Below are 21,505 nucleotides of genomic sequence, written 5' to 3'. Positions count from 1 at the left end.
TTTAAAACAGTTTTTTATTTTTTCAAGATTAGATTTGCAAGGTTTAGCTTTAAAGAAGAATCCCGAAGATTGGTTTTATTGATTTTTAAGTGCTCTTTAATGGATTTAGTGCCTAATACATATGCTTTCGCATTATTGATAGCATCTACCGCCAATAATTCATCATTGTGGAAGTACCAAATAGAAAACTTATAGGTAGTTTCTTCTTCATTTCTAATAATTGTTTCATTGCAATCAAAAGGTAAACCTACCATTTGTAGTTTAATGTCATATTGATCTGACCAAAACCATGGGATCGAATTATAAACTACTTCTTTTCCGCAGATCGAAGCCGCTGCAATTTTTGCTTGATCTACAGCGTTTTGTACAGACTCTAGACGTACAAAAAGATTATAATGAGGATTGTGATGGAATGTACAATCACCAATGGCATAAATATCTTTGTCGTTTGTTTGACAAGCTTGATTTACTTTTATACCATTCTCGATTTGAACTCCTGCATCTTTTGCTAGTTCAGTATTTACAATTATACCGGTACCTAATATAATTAATTCGGCTTCATACGAGGTGCTATCATCACAAGTGATCGTATTTGTATAGTTTATAGATGTGATTGAAGAAACATTTTTGTTGGTATGAATTTGAGCTCCGTTTAAGGTATGGACGTCATAGAAAAATTGACTCATCATAGGAGATGTCACTCTTGCTAGTATTCTGGATTCGCGTTCTAAAATAGTAACAGAAGTTCCGAGTTTTCTTAATGATGCTGCAATCTCTAATCCTATATATCCTCCACCAATAATTAGAACTCTTTTGTTTGTATCTTCTTTAACTTTCCGGCGAATCGTAGTAGCATCATATGCTGTTCTAAGGGTATATACTTCAGTTGCTTTGTCTAAACCTTTAATAGGTGGAATTAGAGGTCTTGCACCAGTAGCGATTACAAGCTTGTCATATTTATGTATTGCCCCATCCTCTGTAATAACGGTATTATTGATACGGTCAATTTTCTTTACGAAAACACCAAGACGTAACGTAATATTCTCTTTTTCATAGCTCTCTAATGACTTTAATAAATTATTGTTCGTCTCATCTGCTGAGGTTAAATAGGATTTCGATAATGAAGGTCGGTGATAAGGAGTCTCTGGATCCTTGTCAAATATAATGATAGAACCAGTCCACCCTTGTTTTCTAAGAGAAAATGCAAAATTAACTCCTGCATGACTTGCTCCAATAACCAAACATATTGGAACTTTTGTGTTTTCGTTTAGCATAGTAATAATTGAGGTAATTAGAGCGGACTGGTTATCATAAATTTATTGAGCAACTGTGACGATCAAGCCATCCAAACTATCACTAATTTCTAATTGACAACACAATCGACTATATTCGGTTACATTGTCGTCTAGTTCTAGCATATCTTTTTCTATTTCTCCTGGAACACCTGTTTTTTCGAAATGATCTGGATGAATAAATACATGGCAGGTAGCGCAAGAACAAACACCACCGCAATCTCCGTCAATTCCTTTGATATCATTATCTACAGCTAGCTGCATTACAGATCCTGAAGTTCCTTCTACCGAAATGGTTTCGTTTTCACTAGTGATAAAAGTTATTTTAGGCATACTTATATTTTTTAATTATTTTTTTTGAAAAGAGCGTTATTTGTTAAACTTCACACTTAAGCTATCAAAACCTACTTTTCTTTTAAATTCTCCAAGCTCCTCGATATTTTCTTGGGCGTCAATAATATCTATAGAGACTACTTTTTTAGTTAAGACTTGTAAGAGTATTTTCATTATTTGACGAGCATGTGTAGCTCCTAAGCATTTGTGATGACTAAACCCAAAACTTATATGAGGATTTATTTTTCTGTCCAATACTACTTCATTTGGATTTTCAAATACAGTTTCATCTCTATTAGCAGATGCCCAACATAAAGAAATACGAGTATCTTTTTTCACTGCATGCTCGCAAACTGCTGTATCTTGAGTAGCTACTCTTCCCATTTGTGTTAATGGTGCAAAATATCGTATCAATTCTTCTACAGCTTTACCAATGATCTCAGGATCATCTTTTAGTAATTGTAAAGAATCTTTATGTTCAGCAAAATAGGCAATCGTATTTGTGATGGAATTAATTACAGTATCTCTTCCTCCAGCAAAGGTTAAAATCATAACTCCCTTTACTTCTTCTTTTGTAAGTTTTCGATCATTAACTTCTGAATTTAAAAGCACAGAGTATAAGTCTTTACCTGGGTTTTTTAACACGTTTTCAATTTGCGCATCTATATAATCATATAAGATATTTGCTTTGCTACCATCTAATGCACTGTCTTCACTTCTAAATACATGAGTTCCCCAAGAGATCCAAGTTTCAGATTCTTCATACGGAATATTTAGTAATAAGGTTAAGGCTCTTGATTGTAAGCGTAAAGCAAATTCTTCTACAACTTCTACAGAACCATTTTTAGTAACGGCTTCATCAACTATATCTTCAATAATGTTAACCAATTGAGCTTGATACTCTGGAAGTAGAGGTCTTTTAAACCATTCTTCAATGAGATCTCTGTAGGTTTTGTGCATTGGTGGGTCTACTTCAAATGGGATTTGACGCGTATCTCGTATATGAACTTCTGATGGAATTACAATTCTTCCCGGAGCTGCTCCAGATTGATATGTTTTCCAGTTGTGGGCGCACTTTCTAACATCTTTAAGACGTAACACCATAGTAACAGGATCATCCTGATCATTCATTTCACCGTATCCCTTTTCTTGTCGAGCTTTATTAAAAGGATCAGAAAACTTACTATTCTTCATAAGCTGAATTATTTAGTGTAACAAAGTAAGTGAGATGTATTTTGAAAAACTTAGCTTATTTTGATAAATAGTTAAATTATTTTAACCTATTTTACTTATCAGTTTGAAGGATATTATTGAAAAAAAGTATCGTGTCTTTTATGTGAGTTTCCCAATAACTCCATTCATGTTTTCCTGGATGTTCCAGATAAGTGTGCGCTATATTTAATTCTTTTAATTGGCGGTGCAATTTTCGATTACCTTCAATTAGAAGGTCATCTATACCACAATCAAATCGTAGTTTAGGAAGATGTTCTTTGTAGTTTAAGATGGTTTGATAGATGGATTCATTTTCTTTCTCTTCCTGAAAATAAGCATCTAAAGGCTCTTCTACAAAAAGTTTCATTTCTTCTAGTATCGTTATAGAGGATAATCCTGATATGGCCTCAAATTTTTGATGGTTTTTGATTCCCAATCGTAAAGCACCAAATCCACCCATAGATAGTCCGGCAATACATAGTTTGGAGTTGGTACTAGCTTGTGGGATCAATTCGATAACAGCATTTATAACATCCTCGGTAATCCATTTCTCATAATCGGCATGTGTATGCGGAAGATATCCACTTCCATCTCCCCATAATCCATCAGATGGCATAGCGATAATCATGGGTTCAATTTCACCGTTTTGAATCCAGGATTCCATTTTTACATGAATACCAGTTTTCTGTGACCAAATCCAATGACTTCCATAAACACCATGTAATAGAATAGTGATCGGTAGATCTTTCAGATTTTTAACAGAAGGAACATATACGGTAATATCACCTCTTTGTTTGAGATGAGCGCTTTTTACGGTAATATGTCTTAGATGATTGGCTTCAAAACGAGGGTCTGAAATTTCTGTTGTCTTGAATTTTGATGTCATAGCGATGTTTTTTTGATTTTTAATGCCTCATTAAGGTTCAAAAACAATGACTCCTTTCGCATTTTTTCCAGCAAGCATATCGTCAAAAGCTTGTTGTAACTCCTCGAATTTATATGTTGAGGTTACCATTTCATCTAGTAACAAATCGCCTTTATCATAAAGTTCCAAAATTTTAGGAAAGTCAATATGAGGCCTGCATTTACCATATAATGGATTGATATAAATTTTATCCCATTCGAATAGTTGCATATCAATGGTTACTTCTTGTTCGATACCACTTACCTGAACTGCGGTTCCAGCATTACGAATCATTCCCAAAGGTGCAGCACCTAATTCTGGTATAGCAGTACATTCAAATGCAAAATCGGCGCCTCTTTTGCCCACAATCTCTTTAACTTTTATCGTAGCTTCTTTTAAACCTTTATCAGATTTTTGAGCTAGTACAAAATGGGTTGCACCAAATTGCTTGGCCATTTCTAATCTTGACTCATTAATGTCTATGGCTACAATTTTAGCTGCGCCCGATATTTTAGCTCCCTGAATTACATTAAGACCTACACCACCAGTTCCAATAACCGCTACGGTAGATCCTGGAGTTACCTTTGCTGTATTTACAGCAGAGCCGTATCCAGTCATTACTCCACAGCTAACAATAGATGCAGAACTGAAAGGGATTTCAGTTTGATATTTTACTGCAGCTTGTTCTCTTACAACAGTATGGGTAGATAAGGTGCCTATATTAAAAGAGCGTTCTATACCTTTATCATTAAAAGTAGTGCTTTCTAATCTAGCATGTCCTGCTGAAACTTCTCCATCTGGTAAAGCATCTCCTGCAACTACTGGAGAATTATTCTCGCAAATATGCTGATTTTGTTCTTGACATTGAAAACAGGTCCCACAAGGAATGGCCCAATTGAGAATTACGTGATCTCCTGGTAAAACAGATGTGACATCGGGTCCAATATCCGTTACAATTCCGGCGCCCTCGTGTCCTAATATTACAGGTCTTCCCCAGTGGAGAGAATCATAATCAGTATGACATAATCCTGCTGCCATTATTTTTACGATAACTTCATCTCCTTTTGGTTCGCTTATCGTTATATCTTCAATTGAAAAATCGCCATTTCCATCAGTAATTGCTGCTTTTGCTAACATCCGTAAAAGTATAATTGTTAGCTGCAAATTAGTGTTTAGTAAGTGCTAATTATTAAACTGTTTTAGCAATTGGTTGTATTATATGTTCTCGACTAATAGTTAGATATAAACTCTACTAAGTTGTCATTTCTTTCGAGTTGTAATTTTTTACGTAATCTATATCGCGAAGTATGTACACTTTCTACTGAAATCCCTAGTAATGAAGCCATATCTTTACTGGAAAAATTCAGTTTTATCAAGGCACATATTTTTAGATCCGTTTGGGTTAGTGTTGGAAAGTTAGATTTTAAGTTTTTATAAAAACCTTGGTTTATATTGATAAACCTTGCTTCGAACTCTTTCCAGTTACTTCCCATTCCAGATTGGATGGATTTAATGATTTTATTTACGGAGTTTAAATTTAAATTGTCTTTATTTTCTGCTAATGAATTTTTTAAGCCAACAATAAACTCATCTTTTTCGATAAGCTGAAGAGCCGATTTCGCCAATTCTTTATTTTTTAGCTCTATCGCCTTTTTACTTTCATTTAGCTTTAAGCGTTGTTTTTGTTTTAACAACCGTTGTTCTCTTTTGTGTTTTCTTTTTAGATTTTTAAAGGTCATTATACCTACAATAATTAGAAAAAAGAGGGTAACAAACAATAATGTGGCGCTAAGAAGAGATATTTTTTGTTTACTCTCTAGTTCCGACAAACGTTGTTCCTTAAGGAGTTTTTCTTGCTTTTCTTTTTGTAGTCGATATTGATCTTTAATTTCAAATAGGTACTCATTATTTTTGCTATTAATACCAAATATTTTGTTTTCCAGATCAATAGCTTCCTTGATATGAGAAAACGCACGTTGGTAATCTTTAGAGTCATAGTATAATTGGGATACTTCTTTGTGATTAATAATTTGATAGTTCATATGACTATTATGTACATAAGATACTTCAAGTGATTTGTTATAATGAAATTTACTTTGCTTATAGTCCTTTTTTAGCTGATATAGTCTAGCAAGAAAGTAGTGTATAATTACTAAATAGGATTCGTTATTTTCTTTGAAATATTCTTCTGATTTTAGAAGTATTTCTTCTGCCTTTTCAAATTTTCCTTCATTTGCTAAAAGAAATCCTCTTTCAGATTCTAAAAAATAGTTTCGAACTCCTTCATTTTTAGACCTAAAATAGAGATAGCAACTATCCAAATAAGTCCTTGCGGTCTCATAATCCTTATTATATCTATAAAAATTCGCTATAGAAAAATAGTCGCTAATAGTGTAATCGATACTAAAACCATTTTTAGAAGAAAGATCTTTGCTAATAGTAAGAGCATTACCAAAATTTTCTAATGCTTTAGTGTTGCGATTGTAAAAACTGTATAGCCATCCTAGAGATTGATAGACTCTGGATTTAGAGAATGAATCATCACTTTTTTCAGCAAGAAATAATGCTTTCCAGTATCCATCATAGGCTTTTCCATAATTAAGATTGTGACCATACAATTCAGAGAGTTCGTTAATACTATTAATTAAATTGAAAGTGTCTTTTTTGAATGTAAAAAACTCGATACTCTTTTCGTAGTTATGTATAGCTTTTTCAAAGTTTACAAACTTATTTTCTCTAGCCTTTTCGAGATATTGATTTGTTTTATATAGTTGTTGCGACCATGAGATACTAATGCAAAATGCTATAAAAACTATCGAAATTGGGGTTCTTTTAAACATAACTTTTTCTTCGAGTAAGCCTAAGGCGTTTTTGGGTTATAATTGAAATATTGTTTTATTTCTTCTTTGTTTGCTGATATATTCTTTGTTAAAGCCTGAATACTTTGCGTAATTCATATAAAGTAACGAAAATAAAGAAGCATTAAAGTTGTGTTTCAAGAGGTCTAGGCAAAAATAGTGTTTTTGTCTAGTACTTTTCAACCCAAAATACCTCATGTTCAGTTTATGTCTAGTGTGATTTAAATCAAGATTCTTAAGTAAATGTGATCTTTGTCGAACCTTAATTTTTAAAATTATGAAGATTGCTTTAAGATCTATTCTTAAAATTAGCGTTATTCTTGTTTTTTTCTCATTGAATGCTCAAAATTATTCAGAAATCGGTAATCACGATTTTAACCAGTATTGGGAATTTAAATTAGTAGAAAATACTGGAATATACGATACTCAACAATATGATAATTGGACAAAAATCAGTATTCCACACGATTGGAGTGTGGATTTTTCTTTCGATGCAGAAAAAGGAGAAGGAGCTACTGGGTATTTACCAGGTGGAAAAGGTACGTATAGGAAGGAATTTATAATAAGTGATACAAAAGAGACAACTACTTATCTATTATTCGATGGAATTTATAATAATAGTAAGTTTTATCTGAATGATAAATTATTAGGTTTTCATCCTTACGGGTATTCTCCTTTTTATTTCGATATCACAGATGATCTAAATAAGACTACAGGAAAAAACCAACTTAAAGTTGATGTCAATCGCAAGAAATATGTAGACAGTAGATGGTATACTGGTTCTGGTATTTATAGGAATGTAAAACTAATTCGAAAGAACAATTTGCATATTCCGGTTTGGGGAATCTTTATAACTACTCCAGAGATTACGACGGAAAAAGCAATTGTGAATATCAAATCTTCTCTAAAAAATAAGTTTCCGGAAAACCAAAATTTTGAGATACAAATCAAGATTTATGATGATAAGGGAGAAGTAGTTTCCCAAACTAGTCAATCTAAAAGTATTGAAGCAAAGAATGACTTAGAGATTGAAAGTACAGTACAAATATCCAATCCGTATTTGTGGAAATTAGATTCCCCAAGATTATATAAAGCTGTTGTTTCCATAGTTCAGAATAACAATATTATAGATGAGAATACTATAAAATTTGGTGCTCGCGAGATTGAATTTGATGCAGATAAAGGTTTCTTTTTAAATAAAGAGCATACCAAAATAAAAGGGGTTTGTTTACATCACGATGGGGGTATTGTTGGAGCTGCTGTACCGAAGGATGTTTGGAGAAGAAGATTGCAGAAATTAAAAGATGCTGGTTGTAATGCGATAAGAATTTCACATAATCCAGGTTCTGACGAGTTTTTAGACTTATGTGATGAAATGGGGTTTTTAGTACAAGACGAATTTTTTGACGAATGGGACAATCCTAAGGATAAAAGATTTAACATGAATGAAAGAAGCGTGGATGATATCACTCGTGGTTATACAGAATACTTTCAGGAGTGGGCAGAAAAAGATCTTAAAAATACCATATTGGCACATAGAAATCACCCTTCAATTTTTCAATGGAGTATTGGTAATGAAATTGAATGGACATACCCGAGGAATGCCGACGCAACTGGCTTTTTTAATAATATGGATTGGAGCGGAAACTATTTTTGGGAGGAGCCCCCGCATTCTACAGCACAGATTAAAGAAAAATTGGCAACACTTCCACGTGGAAAATATGATATCGGAAAAACAGCTAAGAAACTAGCAGCGTGGACTAGAGAATTAGATACCACGAGATATATAACAGCTAATTGTATTTTACCTTCTGCGAGTCATCTTTCCGGTTATGCTGATGAACTTGATGTCGTAGGGTATAGTTATAGAAGAGTACTGTATGACTATGGACATGAAAACTATCCTGATAAACCAATTATGGGAACCGAAAATTTAGTGCAATGGCATGAATGGAAGGCAGTTAAAGAACGTCCATTTATTTCAGGAACATTTTTGTGGACAGGAATTGACTATATGGGAGAATCTAATGGGCAATGGCCAAGAAAAGCAACGCCAAGCGGAATGTTAGATGTTGCGGGATTCGAAAAACCATCTTATCATATGATGAAAACTCTTTGGAATGACGATCCTCATCTCTATGTAGCAACTCAAAAACTTGAAAAATCTATCTTTAAAGAAGATGAAAATACTGGAGAACCCGTAGAGAGAAAAAAAGGTGCTTGGAAAAAAGCCTTATGGGTATGGCACGACGTAAATGAACATTGGAATTATAAGGATCAGGAAAAAGTGGTCATAGAAGTGTATTCTAATTATGATGAGGTAGAGTTATGTGTAAATGAACAAAGTTACAAGACAAAAAAGCTAGAAGATTTCGAAGATAGAATTTATAAATGGATCATTCCTTTCCATAAAGGAGAACTAAAAATCATTGGAAAAAAGGATGGTGAGATTGAAGAAATCAAGACAATAAAGACTACTAGTGAACCTAAAAATATTAAACTAACAACCGATAAAACGGTAATGCAAGCTAATGGATATAGTGTAGCTCATATCATTGCACAATTAGAAGATGCTGATGGAAATCCCGTGAAAAACATAGAGGATAAGATAACATTTTCTGTGGATGGAAATGTTAGCATATTAGGCGTGGATAATGGATCTGCTTTTAGTGTTCAGGATTATAAATCAAATTCAGTTCAAACCAATAACGGAAAATGTTTACTTCTTATTCAATCCCAAAATGAAAAAGGAGATATCACAATATTTGCTACATCAGAAAAACTAACCAGTAATCAGTTAACAATAAATATTAAGTAGATTCTTGTACTTTACAGTATCTAACCATAGCATATATCATATGAATCTAAATCATAAAATCGTATTTCATTTATTAGCAACTATACTTATTGTCGGTTGCAATCAACCTAGTAAACAAGAAATTGTGGAAGAGGAAAAGGAAAAACCTTGTGAAACGTTACTAGATGTATCTCCAGAGAAATTAGATCGCTTTGGAATAACCAATACAGAATACCTAAGTGCAGCTTCGAAAAGAGCGCTCCAGTGGAAGTATGTGGAGAACGATTGGTATCGAGTTTTTAATCCAATGAAACCCTTGAAAGGAGATTTGGCTTATGAAGAAGGTGTTGTTCGTAGAGATCCTTCTGCAGTAATCAAAGTAGATGGATTATATCATGTTTGGTATTCAAAAAGTGTAGGTGCCACAGATGGATTTGGTGGTGATATAGAAAACGATAAAGTCTTTCCTTGGGATCGTTGTACCGTATGGCATGCAACATCGGAAGATGGTTGGACTTGGAAAGAAGATAAAGAAGCAGCAGTTCCTTTAGGAGAGAAAGGATCTTATGACGATAGATCCATATTTACGGTAGAAATTATGGAATGGGATGGGATGTACTATCTATGCTATCAAACCATCAGGTCACCATATGATGTTCGTACCAAAAATGAAGTCGGTTTAGCATGGTCTGCATCTCCTTTTGGTCCTTGGGAAAAAAGCAAAGAACCTATTCTAAAACCAGCGGATAATGGTATTTGGAAAGGGGAAGAACAAAATCGTTTTATGGTAGAAAAGAAAGGAGATTTTGATTCACATAAAGTACATGATCCTTGTATTCTTCCTTACAAAGGAAAGTTCTACTTGTATTATAAAGGAGAGCAAATGGGAGAAGAAATATTATATGGCGGGCGTCAGATTCGACATGGAGTTGCTGTAGCCGATAACCCAAAAGGACCTTATGTAAAATCCAAGTATAATCCTATTTCCAATTCAGGACATGAAATCTGTGTATGGCCAGTAGATGAAGGGATTGCTTCTCTAATTACTACAGATGGACCCGAACGAAATACATTCCAATGGTCACCAGATGGGATTAATTTTGAGATTCGTGGTGCCGTAAAAGGTGCAAATATGCCTCATGCGATAGGGTTAAACAGAACAATTGAAGCGACAACAGACAATCCCACTGCAATTTTTGATTGGGGATTATCACACGTGTATAATAGTTGGAACTACCAGAGTATTATGCGTTTTGATTCCTACCGCAAAACATCTCACGTAGCACAAGGTGCTAAAGCACCAGACGGGAAAAAGAAAAAAGATAAGCAAAAAGATAATTAATAAGTAGACAAAATTGAAAGCAACGATATATAAAGGTAATAAAACCTTTAGTGTAATTGATAAGGAGATTGCCGAACCTAAAGAAGGAGAAGTTCGTATCAAAGTGGCATATTCTGGAGTATGTGGAACCGATGTGCATATCTATCATGGGATGATGGATAAAAGAGTAGATATACCAGAAACCATAGGTCATGAAATGTCGGGTACTATTGATGCTATTGGCGAAGGAGTAACAGGATACGAATTAGGTGATAAGATTGTAGTAAGACCATTAGATGATCGGGCAGTAAAACCTTCGGATAAAGGCTTCAATCATATTTGTGAAGAGCTAAAGTTTATTGGGATTGATAGTCCTGGTTCTATGCAACAATTTTGGAACGTACCCGCTTTTACATTACATAAATTAAAAGAAGAAACCGATTTAAAATTAGCGGCATTGATCGAACCATTATCGGTAGCAGTGCATGATGTTCGTTTGAGTGGGCTAAAAGAAGGAGAAACCGCTGTAGTTTTAGGAGGAGGGCCTATTGGATTGTTAGTAGCAATGGTAGTCAAAGATACAGGTGCAAATGTTGTTATTTCGGAAGTAAATCCAGTTCGAATAGCGAAAGCAAAAGAACTAGGTTTTGAAACGGTGAATCCTGCAGAAGTAGACTTGGTAGCTTATGTACGAAAAAATACAGAAGGGAGATTGGCAGATGTGGTATATGAAGTAGCAGGTGTTCAGCCAGCGTTGGATGTAATGACCGAGGTGGCAGGTATAAGAGCAAGAATTGTGATGGTAGCTATCCACGGAGAACCTAAACCGGTGAATTTATTTAAGTTTTTCTGGAAAGAACTAAAACTCATAGGAGCAAGGGTGTATGAGAAGGAAGATTACGAAAAAGCAATACAATTGATAACGGTAAATGAACTTCCTTTTGAAGAGCTAATTACGGATGTTCAACCCTTAACTAAAATCCAAGAAGTTTTTGAAAATATAGATAATAATCCAGACGGCTTAAAAGTATTAATGGATTGCCAACAATAAAACTAACCACGTACAATTAATGAGTATTTTGAATAAATTCAGTTTAGAAGGTAAAACAGCTTTGGTAACAGGCTGTAAAAGAGGTATTGGAAAAGCTATGGCCATTGGTTTGGCCGAAGCGGGAGCTAATATTATTGGTGTTTCTGCAAGTCTTGAAAAAGAAGGAAGTGATGTAGAAAACGCTGTCAAAAAACTAGGAAAAGAATTTAAAGCATATCAATGTGATTTTTCAGATAGAAAAGCACTGTATGAATTTATCAAAGAAGTAAAATCAGATTTTCCAATAATAGATATACTTGTTAATAATGCAGGTACAATTTTAAGAGCACCTGCAGCAGAACATCCAGATGAATATTGGGATAAAGTAATAGAAGTTAATCAGAATGCTCAATTCATCCTTACCAGAGAAATAGGGAAAGATATGGTAGATCGTGGCAATGGAAAGATTGTATTTACAGCTTCTCTGCTAACTTTTCAAGGAGGAATTACAGTTCCAGGATATGCTGCTAGTAAAGGTGCAATAGGACAGATGACTATGGCATTTGCAAATGAATGGGCATCGAAAGGAATTAATGTAAACGCCATTGCTCCTGGATATATAGCAACCGATAATACAGAAGCGCTTAGAAACGATCCTAATCGAGCAAACTCAATTTTAGCAAGAATTCCTACTAACAGATGGGGAGATCCCGAGGACTTTGCAGGACCAGTAGTATTTCTGTCTTCAGAAGCGGCAGGTTATATGAACGGATCCATTATGGTTGTTGATGGGGGATGGATGGGTCGATAATTAAATTAAAAACACCTCAAAAAAAGAAAAGATGAAAGCAAAAGAATATCAACTTTTTATTAATGGAGAATGGGCTAACGCGACATCTGGAAAGACTGCTGATATTACCAGTCCAATAGATGAAAGTGTTGTAGGTACAGTGCAAATGGGTGTAGAAGAAGATGCAAAAATTGCCCTGGAAGCAGCCGCAAAAGCACAAAAAGAATGGAGAAAAGTTCCTCCTAGAAAGCGTGCAGAACTTATGCGGAAGTTTGCTGCAGAAATAAGAGAAAATAAGCCATATCTAGCAGAATTATTAACTAGAGAACAAGGTAAAATTATTTCCTTGGCGGAAATCGAAGTAGAAGTTACGGCAACTTTTATAGAATATGCTTGTGATTGGGCTCGACATATAGAAGGTGATATTATGCCTTCTGATAATGAAAATGAACATATTTATATACATAAAATTCCAAGAGGAGTTGTTGTAGCAATTACTGCCTGGAACTTTCCTCTAGCCTTAGCTGGTAGAAAAATAGGTCCAGCATTAGTGGCAGGAAATGCAATCGTAGTAAAACCAACACAAGAAACGCCTTTAGCAACTTTAGAATTAGGTTTTATTGCCGAAAAAGTAGGTTTGCCTAAAGGATTGTTAAATGTAGTAACAGGATCAGGAAGAGTACTTGGAAATGCATTAGTGGAAAATCCAATTACCAAAATGGTTACCATGACAGGTAGTACTCCAGCAGGTCAGCAGATTTTTAAAGCCGCAGCACAAAACCTAACTCATGTTCAGTTAGAACTTGGGGGAAAAGCACCAGCTATAGTATTTGCAGATGCAGACTTAGATCAGGCTGCTGAAGCAGCATTCCACTCAAGATTTGATAATTGTGGACAGGTATGTACCTGTAATGAGCGTATGTATGTGCATGAAGATGTATATGAAGCGTTTATGGAAAAATTTATGGAACACTTGAAGACTTACAAGGTTGGAAATCCTTTAGATAGAACTGTATCGATGGGACCTAAAGTGAATGCCTCAGAACTGAAAAACATGCAACATTTAGTGGAGGTAAGTATAAAAGAGGGAGCTACCGTTGCAACGGGTGGAAAAAGACCAGAAGGAGCTGAATTCGAAAAAGGACATTGGTTCGAGCCTACAGTACTTACAGGTGTAACTCAAGACATGACTATTGTACACGAAGAATCATTTGGACCGATATTACCGGTAATTAAATTTTCTGAGTTTGATCAGGTGATTGGATATGCTAATGATTGCGAATATGGACTGGCAGCCATGATTTTTACCAAAGATATGGCAACCATATTACGCTGTAATGATGAGTTAGAATTTGGTGAAATCTATGTGAATAGAGGTCATGGAGAACAGCATCAAGGATTCCATAACGGATATAAGCTTTCAGGAAGCGGAGGAGAAGATGGAAAGTATGGATTCGAACAGTATCTGGAAAAGAAAACCTTTTATATGAATTATAAATCCTAAAAGTTAGAACAAACAAAACTTGTTAAATTTTGAAATAACATCAATGAGGTATCATTTTATCATATCATGTATTGTTCTTTCTACTATTTCTATAACTGAAGTAATAGGTCAAACACAATTTAAGTGGTTTGATGAATCTCTATCCTTCGAGAAAAGAGCTTCTTTGTTAATTCAAGAGATGACACTTGATGAGAAATGTAAACAACTACTGAACAATACACCTGCAATTCCTAGATTAGGGATACCCAAATATGATTGGTGGAATGAAGCGCTTCATGGTGTTGCTCGTAATGGGAAGGCAACTATTTTTCCTCAAGCTATCGGTATGGCCGCAACTTTTGATCCTAAGTTGATTAAAACCGTTGCTTCTACAATAGCTGATGAAGGCAGAGCTAAATTCAAAATTGCGAAATCAATTGGTAATAGAGAAAAATATAGTGGTTTAACCTACTGGACTCCTAATGTTAATATTTTTAGAGATCCTAGATGGGGACGTGGACAAGAAACTTATGGAGAAGATCCTTATCTCACATCGCAAATAGGAACTGCATTTGTTCAAGGGTTACAAGGAGATCATCCAAAGTATTTAAAATCGGTTGCATGTGCCAAACATTACGCGGTACATTCTGGTCCAGAAGCCCTGAGGCACTCTTTTAATGTTAATCCATCAAAGTTAGATCTTTACGAAACTTATTTACCTGCATTTGAGACATTAGTTAAAGAAGCAAATGTAAAAGGAATAATGGGAGCTTATAATGCTGTATATGAAGATCCTTCTTGTTCGAGTGATTTACTTCTTAACCAATTGCTTAAAAAACAGTGGGGTTTTGACGGATATGTAGTATCGGATTGCGGTGCTTTGGGAGATATTTTCAAAGGTCACAAAGTGGCTAAAAGTGAACAAGAAGCTGCAGCAATGGCTTTGAAAGCAGGGGTAAATCTTAACTGTGGTTGGATCTATTCTAAACTTCCAGAGGCTGTAAAAGAGGGTTTAATCGAAGAAGCGTTAATTGATGAGCGTTTAAAGGATTTATTACTAATACGTTTTAAGCTAGGTTCTTTTGATAAGGAAGAAAGTAACCCTTTTAATCTAGTCAAATCAGAAATCATCAATTCTGAAGAAAATCAAAAATTAGCAAAAACGGTTGCTCAAAAATCAATTGTTTTACTCAAAAATGATCAACAAGTATTGCCTTTACGGAAAGATATTGGTTCTTTATATGTAACAGGACCTTTTGCCGCTTCAAATAATATTTTGATTGGTAATTACTATGGTATGTCCTCTAATTTAGTAACCGTTTTAGAAGGAGTGGCAGAAAAAGTTTCTTTAGGTACTTCATTAAACTATAGACAAGGTGTTCTTCCATTTCAAAAAAACCTTAATCCATTAAATTGGGCACCTCAAGTGGCTAAAACAATTGACGCTACAATAATGGTGGTAGGGATTTCTAATGAAATAGAGGGAGAAGAAGTTGATGCAATAGCATCTACAAATAAGGGAGACAGAAAGGATCTACAATTACCTCAAAGTCAAATTGACTACATAAAAGAAATTAGCGAAGTTAAAAAAGGACCATTAATTCTTGTTGTTGGTGCTGGTAGTCCAGTTTCATTGGATAAAATAGAACCTTTAGTAGATGCAATTTTGTTGATGTGGTATCCAGGTGAACAAGGTGGAAATGCATTAGCAGATATCATTTTTGGTGATGTAGCTCCTTCAGGTCATTTGCCAGTAACATTTCCTAAAAATGTTGGGCAGTTACCTCCTTTCGAAGACTATTCAATGAAAGGAAGAACATATAAATATATGACCAAAGAACCGATGTATCCATTTGGCTATGGATTGTCTTATAGTTCAATAGCATTTACAAATCTTAATCTTAGCAAGACTAAGATCAAGAAAAATGAGGAACTAGAGATTTCTGTTACTATTCAAAACACAAACAACTCAAATTATGAAGAGGTAGTGCAGCTATATCTTATTCCAGAAGATAAAAAAGGTTTTCTACCATTCTACGCATTAAAAAGATTCAAAAGAGTGCTAGTATCTAATAAGCCTCAAAATGTAAAGTTTGTTCTAAATAAAAAAGATTTAGTTCAAACGAATTTAAACGGTGAAAAGGAGTGGATTAAAGGGAAGTATAAAATTAGCATATCTAATGCTTTGCCTTCTGAAAGAAGTGTCCACTTAGGAGCTTCAAAACCAATAAGCCAAATAGTAGAATTGTTATAGTATACTTTCAATGTACCTAAATTATGAACACCCAAATTAAAGATATAGAAGTTAGATTATTCGAAGTGCCTCTGCCAGAAGTACTTTCTGATGCCAAACATGGAGATCATTATCATTTTGAGTTAGTTACTACCACCATTACCTTAAATGATGGAAGTCAAGGTACAGGATATACCTATACCGGTGGTAAAGGAGGTAGAGCTATAAAAGCAATGATAACATATGATTTTAAAGAATCTCTAATTGGAAAAGACGGTGCTGATATTGAAGGAATCTATGATTTTTTAGAATGGCATATACACTATGTGGGAAGAGGAGGAATTGCTTCTTTTGCCATTTCTACCGTAGATATAGCTTTGTGGGATATCCACTGTAAAAGGCTAGGACAACCTCTTTGGAAAGTCGCCGGAGGAGCAAATAATACTTGCAAAGCGTATTGTGGAGGAATCGATTTACAATTTCCATTACCAAAGTTGCTACAGAACATGGATACCTATTTGTCCAATGGTTTTAATGCTGTAAAAATCAAAATCGGAAGGGAAAATTTAGATGAAGATATTGAGCGTATAAAGGCAGTAAGAGAGCATATTGGTCCTGATATTACTTTTATGGTGGATGCCAATTACTCTATGAGTATTGATAAAGCTACTGAAGCGATCAATAGATTTAAAGAATATGATATTACTTGGTTTGAAGAACCTATAATTCCAGATCATTATAAGGGATATGGTGAAATAGTAGAAAGAACAGGCTTTCCTCTAGCTATGGGAGAAAATCTGCATACAATTCACGAATTTGAATATGCATTTGAGCAGTCAAAACTATCCTTTGTACAACCAGATGCTTCTAATTGTGGAGGTATTACAGGATGGTTGCGTGTTGCCAAACTAGCAAAACAGCATAACATTCCGGTATGTTCTCACGGCATGCAAGAATTACATGTAAGTTTGGTGTCTTCACAAGAAAATGCAGGATGGTTAGAGGTGCATAGTTTTCCAATAGATGAATATACATTAAGACCTTTAATTGTAGAAAACCACAGAGCAGTAGCTCCTGATGTTGCTGGAACTGGTGTTGTTTTCAATTGGGGAAAATTAGAGCCTTTTGAACAGCATTAGTAACGATTCACATAAATTATTTAATAACCCACACATTTTAATAGTCAATGAAAGTAGAAAAAACAAATTTTGGTAATATAGAAAGCGATCAGGTTTTCCTATATGAATTGTCTAATGATAATGGTGTGGTAGTAAAAGTATCGAATTACGGAGCAACGATTACGGCTATTCTTACACCAGATAATCAAGGTAACTCCAGAGAGATTACCTGTGGTTTTGAGAATATTGATGGTTATTTTTCAGAAGAGTATAAGAATAACGCTCCGTATTTCGGTGGAACAGTAGGAAGATGTGCTTCTCGTATTCATGAAGGAAAATTTACCTTAGAAGGTAAAGAATATTCCTTGGTTGGTAATGATAGAGGAAACCATTTACATGGAGGAACTCAAGGGTTTGACAGAAAAATATGGACAGTAGAAGGTTATGATAATATGAAAGATGAAGTTACTGTCATCATGAGTTTAAAAAGCCCCGATATGGAAGAAGGATATCCAGGAAATGTAAATGTTAAGGTTCGTTTTACCCTTACCAATGAAAACGAACTAATTATTTCTTATAAAGCGAATACAGATAAAGCGACTCCAATTTCGTTAACCAATCATTCTTATTTTAATTTATCTGGTTTCGAAGAAACTGTTCACAATCATAAAGTAACCATCCATTCAGATGCCTTTTTAGAAGGTGATGAAAAAGGAGTTGCACAAGGAGGAGTAATTGAGGTAAACGGACGACCAGAAGATTTTAGGAATGTAAAGTTTTTTAAAGAAGCTTTAGATCATATGGAAACTGGTTTTGATCATTATTTTTTGTTCCCAAAAGATTTTGAATTAAGAAAAGTGGCTTCTTTTGAGCATGCAGAAACCGGAAGAACCATGGAAGTTCTAACCACAGAACCAGGTATGTTATTCTATTCGGGTTATTTTACTTCTGATGCACTAAAAAGAGAAACAGGAGATCAGTATGGACAATACAAGGCATTTTGTTGTGAGACACATCGATATCCGAATGGAGTAAATTTAGAGAACGCTCCTAAAACGATTACCTATCCCGAAGAACCATTCACCAGTACGACGATATTCAGATTCTCTACAATTAAGTAGTTAAGAAGATACATAAAATTAATAGCACAACACTCAACTTTTAAAATTAATAATTATGACTATAGGAATATTATTTGCAGTCCTAGCAGGGTTAATGCTTGGATTATATGCATTGCCAGAAAAATATACTAAAAGATACGAGTTTGAAAATACTTGGGGAATGATGTTTTTTATCAATATGCTCATTATTCCAATTGCAGCAGGTTTTTTATTAGTGAAAGATTTTGATGTTATTATCGCGAACATCCCAACTGATATCCTTTGGAAAATGGGAGTAGCCAGTATTCTTTGGGGTATTGGTGTTATGATGTGGGGAAAAGCAATTAATTACATTGGCTTGTCCCTAGGTTTTTCGATTTTTATTGGTACCGTTATTCTTGTGGGATCTTTATTACCTTTCTTAGTTGATGGATTACCTTCCAATAATGTGTTTATGGTAATCCTTTTAGGAATTTTGATAGTGTTATTTGGGGTTTCTTTTAATGGGAAAGCTGGAATGCTAAGACAAGCGGAAGATCAAAAAAATAGTAGAGAAAAGTTAGATGGCAAAACGTCTTCGATGACCATCGGAATTATTATTGCAGTTATTGGAGGTTTGTTAGCTACTGGATTTAGTTATGCGAATGCGTATGGAAGACCATATCTACATCAAGCTTGTCAAGAAGCTGGAAATCCAGAATGGATTACGGCGGTAATGGTGATGGTTATTATCTATGTATCAGGAGCTATTTTTGTGATTCCTTATTTTATATATCAACTAAGTGCTAAAAATTTGTGGGGCAAATTCAGTTCTCCGCATACTCCTAAAAACTTATTTTATACATTTATTATGGCACTTTTAAACTTTGCTGCTTCAGGAACCTTTGCATTTGCAGCTTATAAATTAGGATCTTCAGGGAATACAGTTGGATATGCCATGTTTAATACGGTATGTGTTGCTGTAGCCATAATTACTGGAATACTTACTGGTGAGTGGAGTAGCACGAGTGCTAAACCGAGAAAAATTCTTTATCTAGGATTAACCGCAATGATATTGGGAGTGATTGTTATCGCTTCTGGAAATGCAATGGGTTAAAATCCAGTAAAAGGAAGAATACTGTTGTTTTCAATTTTAAATAATTCTATCGAAATCTTATGGGTATTATCACTTTTCTTGGCTTTACCTTGCTGGTAGCTTTGATTTCATATTTAGCAACAAAAAAAACGGATGAGAAATCATATACAGGTTATTTTTTGGCTGGTAGAAGCTTAACAGCTCCAGTGATTGCAGGTTCATTATTACTTACTAATTTATCTACAGAACAGATTGTAGGGTTAAATGGGCAGGCTTTTTCTGAAGGAATTTTGGTAATGGCTTGGGAAACATTAGCCGCAATCGCCATGGTAGTAACTGCCTTATATTTATTACCAAGATATCTTAAAGAAGGATTAACAACAGTTCCTCAGTTTTTAGAAAGAAGATATGATATTGGCACTAAAACGATTACTTCGGGATTGTTTCTTACAGGATATGTGGTAGTACTTTTACCTATTGTTTTGTATTCTGGAGCTCTAGCCATTAGTACCATTTTTGATATTCCAACATTACTCAATGTAGATAAAACAACCGCATTATGGATTACAGTATTTTCCATTGGAATTATTGGTTCTATCTATGCAATTTTTGGAGGACTTAAAGCAGTTGCGGTTTCAGATACAATCAATGCAGTTGGATTGTTGATAGGTGGTTCGATTATTCCTGTTTTAGGTTTGATGTTAGTAGGTGATGGTAATATGGTAGAAGGGTTTACGGAGTTATGGGTAGCAAATCCTGATAAATTTGAATCAATGGGTAGCGAAGATTCTTCTGTACCTATCAGTACTATTTTTACAGGAATGATGTTGGTTCAATTATTTTATTGGGGAACAAATCAGGCAATTATTCAACGAGCATTAGGTGCTAAAAATCTTAAAGAAGGACAAAAAGGAATCCTTTTAGCGTCTTTTATTAAAATATTGGGTCCAGTATTAGTAGTATTACCAGGAATTATTGCGTTTCATTTGTATGGTGATAGTATTACCAATCCAGATGAAGCCTATCCTACCTTAGTTCGCAAAGTTTTACCAACTTCATTGATTGGCTTTTTCGCTGCTGTACTTTTTGGTGCTATATTAAGTTCATTCAATAGTGCTTTGAATAGTTCTGTTACTCTTTTTGGAGTGGATATATATAAAGGCTATATCAATAAAAATGCTTCTGAAAAACAGATTGTAAAAACCGGAAAGGTATTCGGAATCATTCTCGCAGTATTATCTATGTTTATCGCACCACTGATTGCAAATGCACCTGCTGGTTTGTTTGGGTATTTACAACAAGTTAACGGATGCTATACAATCCCTATTTTAACCATTATAATTATGGGATACTTAACAAAACGGATTCCTGCTGTTGCAGCCAAAGTAGCTATCATTTTAGGAGCAGTGGTGTACTTGATTTATGTTATTTTAGATAATACAGTGATGAAGGATACATTTCCTCATTTTTTACATGTGCAAGGTGTGCTATTTGCCATTAACATTTTAATAATGATTATAATTGGTAAAATGTATCCACGAAAAGAAGCTTTTAAAATTGAATACACTAATGAAGTAAATATCACACCTTGGAAATATACCATTCCGGTAGGAATAGCTATTTGTGTAATTGTAATTTTGATTTACTTGACTTTTAGATAGTATTTTACCCAATTTCAGCCCGAAAAAGTACTGATTTTACTGCTTTCCATTTTTTATGTTTTTGCTTTATAAATACTGCGGTTTTTGCACATTAAAATATCGGAAATTTTCACTCAATTTGTAAAAGCAGTTTAATCCTATTTATATATTCTAGAGCCTATACTATAAAACTACAATTTGCACTAACAAACCTTTTAGCACTTTACCATAAACAGGTAGTTTTACTTATTTATAAGCACAGATTATATAGCTAGCTTTGATTTGCAGTGGACTGAGAACACTTTTGTTAAAAAATGTT

The 21,505-nt window shown here is 34.5% G+C and carries 16 protein-coding genes; 10 read left to right on the top strand and 6 right to left on the bottom strand.

Translation table 11 applies throughout. The features are described from left to right. Nucleotides 1-14: 14 nt before the first annotated feature. The 6 genes from ABD077_RS01265 to ABD077_RS01240 form a co-directional block, all read right to left on the bottom strand. Nucleotides 15-1,274 (bottom strand): NAD(P)/FAD-dependent oxidoreductase, encoded by a 1,260-nt coding sequence (locus ABD077_RS01265; protein WP_343909710.1) that lies wholly within the window; start codon nucleotides 1,272-1,274, stop codon nucleotides 15-17. A gap of 42 nt (nucleotides 1,275-1,316) precedes the next feature. Further along, entirely contained in the window at nucleotides 1,317-1,625 is a 309-nt protein-coding gene (locus ABD077_RS01260; RefSeq protein ID WP_343909708.1) for a 2Fe-2S iron-sulfur cluster-binding protein, read from the bottom strand. Nucleotides 1,626-1,661: 36 nt separating this feature from the next. Then, the gene (locus tag ABD077_RS01255) at nucleotides 1,662-2,819 is read right to left on the bottom strand and encodes a cytochrome P450 (RefSeq protein ID WP_343909706.1); all 1,158 of its coding nucleotides are present in this window, start codon (nucleotides 2,817-2,819) and stop codon (nucleotides 1,662-1,664) included. 91 nt (nucleotides 2,820-2,910) lie between these two features. Beyond that, nucleotides 2,911-3,723 carry an alpha/beta hydrolase gene (locus ABD077_RS01250; protein ID WP_343909704.1) on the bottom strand — a complete coding sequence of 271 codons (813 nt, stop codon included), beginning with the start codon at nucleotides 3,721-3,723 and terminating at the stop codon, nucleotides 2,911-2,913. A gap of 30 nt (nucleotides 3,724-3,753) precedes the next feature. Then, nucleotides 3,754-4,878 carry a Zn-dependent alcohol dehydrogenase gene (locus ABD077_RS01245; RefSeq protein WP_343909702.1) on the bottom strand — a complete coding sequence of 375 codons (1,125 nt, stop codon included), beginning with the start codon at nucleotides 4,876-4,878 and terminating at the stop codon, nucleotides 3,754-3,756. A 92-nt stretch (nucleotides 4,879-4,970) separates the two neighbouring features. Continuing rightward, nucleotides 4,971-6,581 carry a tetratricopeptide repeat protein gene (locus ABD077_RS01240; RefSeq protein WP_343909700.1) on the bottom strand — a complete coding sequence of 537 codons (1,611 nt, stop codon included), beginning with the start codon at nucleotides 6,579-6,581 and terminating at the stop codon, nucleotides 4,971-4,973. Between the two features lie 295 nt (nucleotides 6,582-6,876). Here ABD077_RS01240 and ABD077_RS01235 point away from each other — a divergent pair, with 295 nt between their 5' ends. Genes ABD077_RS01235 through ABD077_RS01190 form a run of 10 tightly spaced genes read left to right on the top strand, consistent with a single transcriptional unit; the run spans nucleotide 6,877 to nucleotide 21,207 of the window. Continuing rightward, on the top strand, nucleotides 6,877-9,417 hold the full coding sequence (locus ABD077_RS01235) for a glycoside hydrolase family 2 TIM barrel-domain containing protein (protein WP_343909698.1): 2,541 nt from the start codon (nucleotides 6,877-6,879) through the stop codon (nucleotides 9,415-9,417). A gap of 40 nt (nucleotides 9,418-9,457) precedes the next feature. Then, nucleotides 9,458-10,738 carry a glycoside hydrolase family 117 protein gene (locus ABD077_RS01230; RefSeq protein ID WP_343909696.1) on the top strand — a complete coding sequence of 427 codons (1,281 nt, stop codon included), beginning with the start codon at nucleotides 9,458-9,460 and terminating at the stop codon, nucleotides 10,736-10,738. Between the two features lie 13 nt (nucleotides 10,739-10,751). Next, nucleotides 10,752-11,768 carry a zinc-dependent alcohol dehydrogenase gene (locus ABD077_RS01225; protein WP_343909694.1) on the top strand — a complete coding sequence of 339 codons (1,017 nt, stop codon included), beginning with the start codon at nucleotides 10,752-10,754 and terminating at the stop codon, nucleotides 11,766-11,768. Between the two features lie 25 nt (nucleotides 11,769-11,793). Beyond that, nucleotides 11,794-12,558 (top strand): SDR family oxidoreductase, encoded by a 765-nt coding sequence (locus ABD077_RS01220; protein ID WP_343911959.1) that lies wholly within the window; start codon nucleotides 11,794-11,796, stop codon nucleotides 12,556-12,558. A 31-nt stretch (nucleotides 12,559-12,589) separates the two neighbouring features. Beyond that, nucleotides 12,590-14,041: an aldehyde dehydrogenase gene (aldA, locus tag ABD077_RS01215; protein ID WP_343909692.1), complete on the top strand. Its 1,452-nt coding sequence runs from the start codon at nucleotides 12,590-12,592 to the stop codon at nucleotides 14,039-14,041. Between the two features lie 43 nt (nucleotides 14,042-14,084). Further along, on the top strand, nucleotides 14,085-16,274 hold the full coding sequence (locus ABD077_RS01210; RefSeq protein ID WP_343909690.1) for a glycoside hydrolase family 3 C-terminal domain-containing protein: 2,190 nt from the start codon (nucleotides 14,085-14,087) through the stop codon (nucleotides 16,272-16,274). Nucleotides 16,275-16,297: 23 nt separating this feature from the next. Further along, nucleotides 16,298-17,392 (top strand): mandelate racemase/muconate lactonizing enzyme family protein, encoded by a 1,095-nt coding sequence (locus ABD077_RS01205; RefSeq protein ID WP_343909688.1) that lies wholly within the window; start codon nucleotides 16,298-16,300, stop codon nucleotides 17,390-17,392. Between the two features lie 47 nt (nucleotides 17,393-17,439). After that, a complete protein-coding gene (locus tag ABD077_RS01200; RefSeq protein WP_343909686.1) occupies nucleotides 17,440-18,492 on the top strand; it encodes an aldose epimerase family protein in 1,053 nt (350 codons plus the stop codon). 55 nt (nucleotides 18,493-18,547) lie between these two features. Beyond that, nucleotides 18,548-19,567, top strand: coding sequence for an L-rhamnose/proton symporter RhaT (locus ABD077_RS01195; RefSeq protein ID WP_343909684.1), 1,020 nt, complete (start codon nucleotides 18,548-18,550; stop codon nucleotides 19,565-19,567). 59 nt (nucleotides 19,568-19,626) lie between these two features. Continuing rightward, nucleotides 19,627-21,207: a solute:sodium symporter family transporter gene (locus tag ABD077_RS01190; protein WP_343909682.1), complete on the top strand. Its 1,581-nt coding sequence runs from the start codon at nucleotides 19,627-19,629 to the stop codon at nucleotides 21,205-21,207. Nucleotides 21,208-21,505: the final 298 nt, after the last annotated feature.

The sequence above is a fragment of the Aquimarina litoralis genome (assembly GCF_039523995.1).
GTDB lineage: Bacteria > Bacteroidota > Bacteroidia > Flavobacteriales > Flavobacteriaceae > Aquimarina > Aquimarina litoralis.
This window is presented reverse-complemented; position numbering and strand designations above follow the sequence as displayed.

Bases quoted from the DNA above. Each gene is read 5' to 3' on its own strand.
- ABD077_RS01250 (WP_343909704.1), bottom strand. From the start codon at position 3,723: ATGACATCAAAATTCAAGACAACAGAAATTTCAGACCCTCGTTTTGAA.
- ABD077_RS01205 (WP_343909688.1), top strand. From the start codon at position 16,298: ATGAACACCCAAATTAAAGATATAGAAGTTAGATTATTCGAAGTGCCT.
- ABD077_RS01240 (WP_343909700.1), bottom strand. From the start codon at position 6,581: ATGTTTAAAAGAACCCCAATTTCGATAGTTTTTATAGCATTTTGCATT.
- ABD077_RS01200 (WP_343909686.1), top strand. From the start codon at position 17,440: ATGAAAGTAGAAAAAACAAATTTTGGTAATATAGAAAGCGATCAGGTT.
- ABD077_RS01230 (WP_343909696.1), top strand. From the start codon at position 9,458: ATGAATCTAAATCATAAAATCGTATTTCATTTATTAGCAACTATACTT.
- aldA (WP_343909692.1), top strand. From the start codon at position 12,590: ATGAAAGCAAAAGAATATCAACTTTTTATTAATGGAGAATGGGCTAAC.
- ABD077_RS01245 (WP_343909702.1), bottom strand. From the start codon at position 4,878: ATGTTAGCAAAAGCAGCAATTACTGATGGAAATGGCGATTTTTCAATT.
- ABD077_RS01260 (WP_343909708.1), bottom strand. From the start codon at position 1,625: ATGCCTAAAATAACTTTTATCACTAGTGAAAACGAAACCATTTCGGTA.
- ABD077_RS01210 (WP_343909690.1), top strand. From the start codon at position 14,085: ATGAGGTATCATTTTATCATATCATGTATTGTTCTTTCTACTATTTCT.
- ABD077_RS01255 (WP_343909706.1), bottom strand. From the start codon at position 2,819: ATGAAGAATAGTAAGTTTTCTGATCCTTTTAATAAAGCTCGACAAGAA.
- ABD077_RS01265 (WP_343909710.1), bottom strand. From the start codon at position 1,274: ATGCTAAACGAAAACACAAAAGTTCCAATATGTTTGGTTATTGGAGCA.
- ABD077_RS01235 (WP_343909698.1), top strand. From the start codon at position 6,877: ATGAAGATTGCTTTAAGATCTATTCTTAAAATTAGCGTTATTCTTGTT.
- ABD077_RS01195 (WP_343909684.1), top strand. From the start codon at position 18,548: ATGACTATAGGAATATTATTTGCAGTCCTAGCAGGGTTAATGCTTGGA.
- ABD077_RS01190 (WP_343909682.1), top strand. From the start codon at position 19,627: ATGGGTATTATCACTTTTCTTGGCTTTACCTTGCTGGTAGCTTTGATT.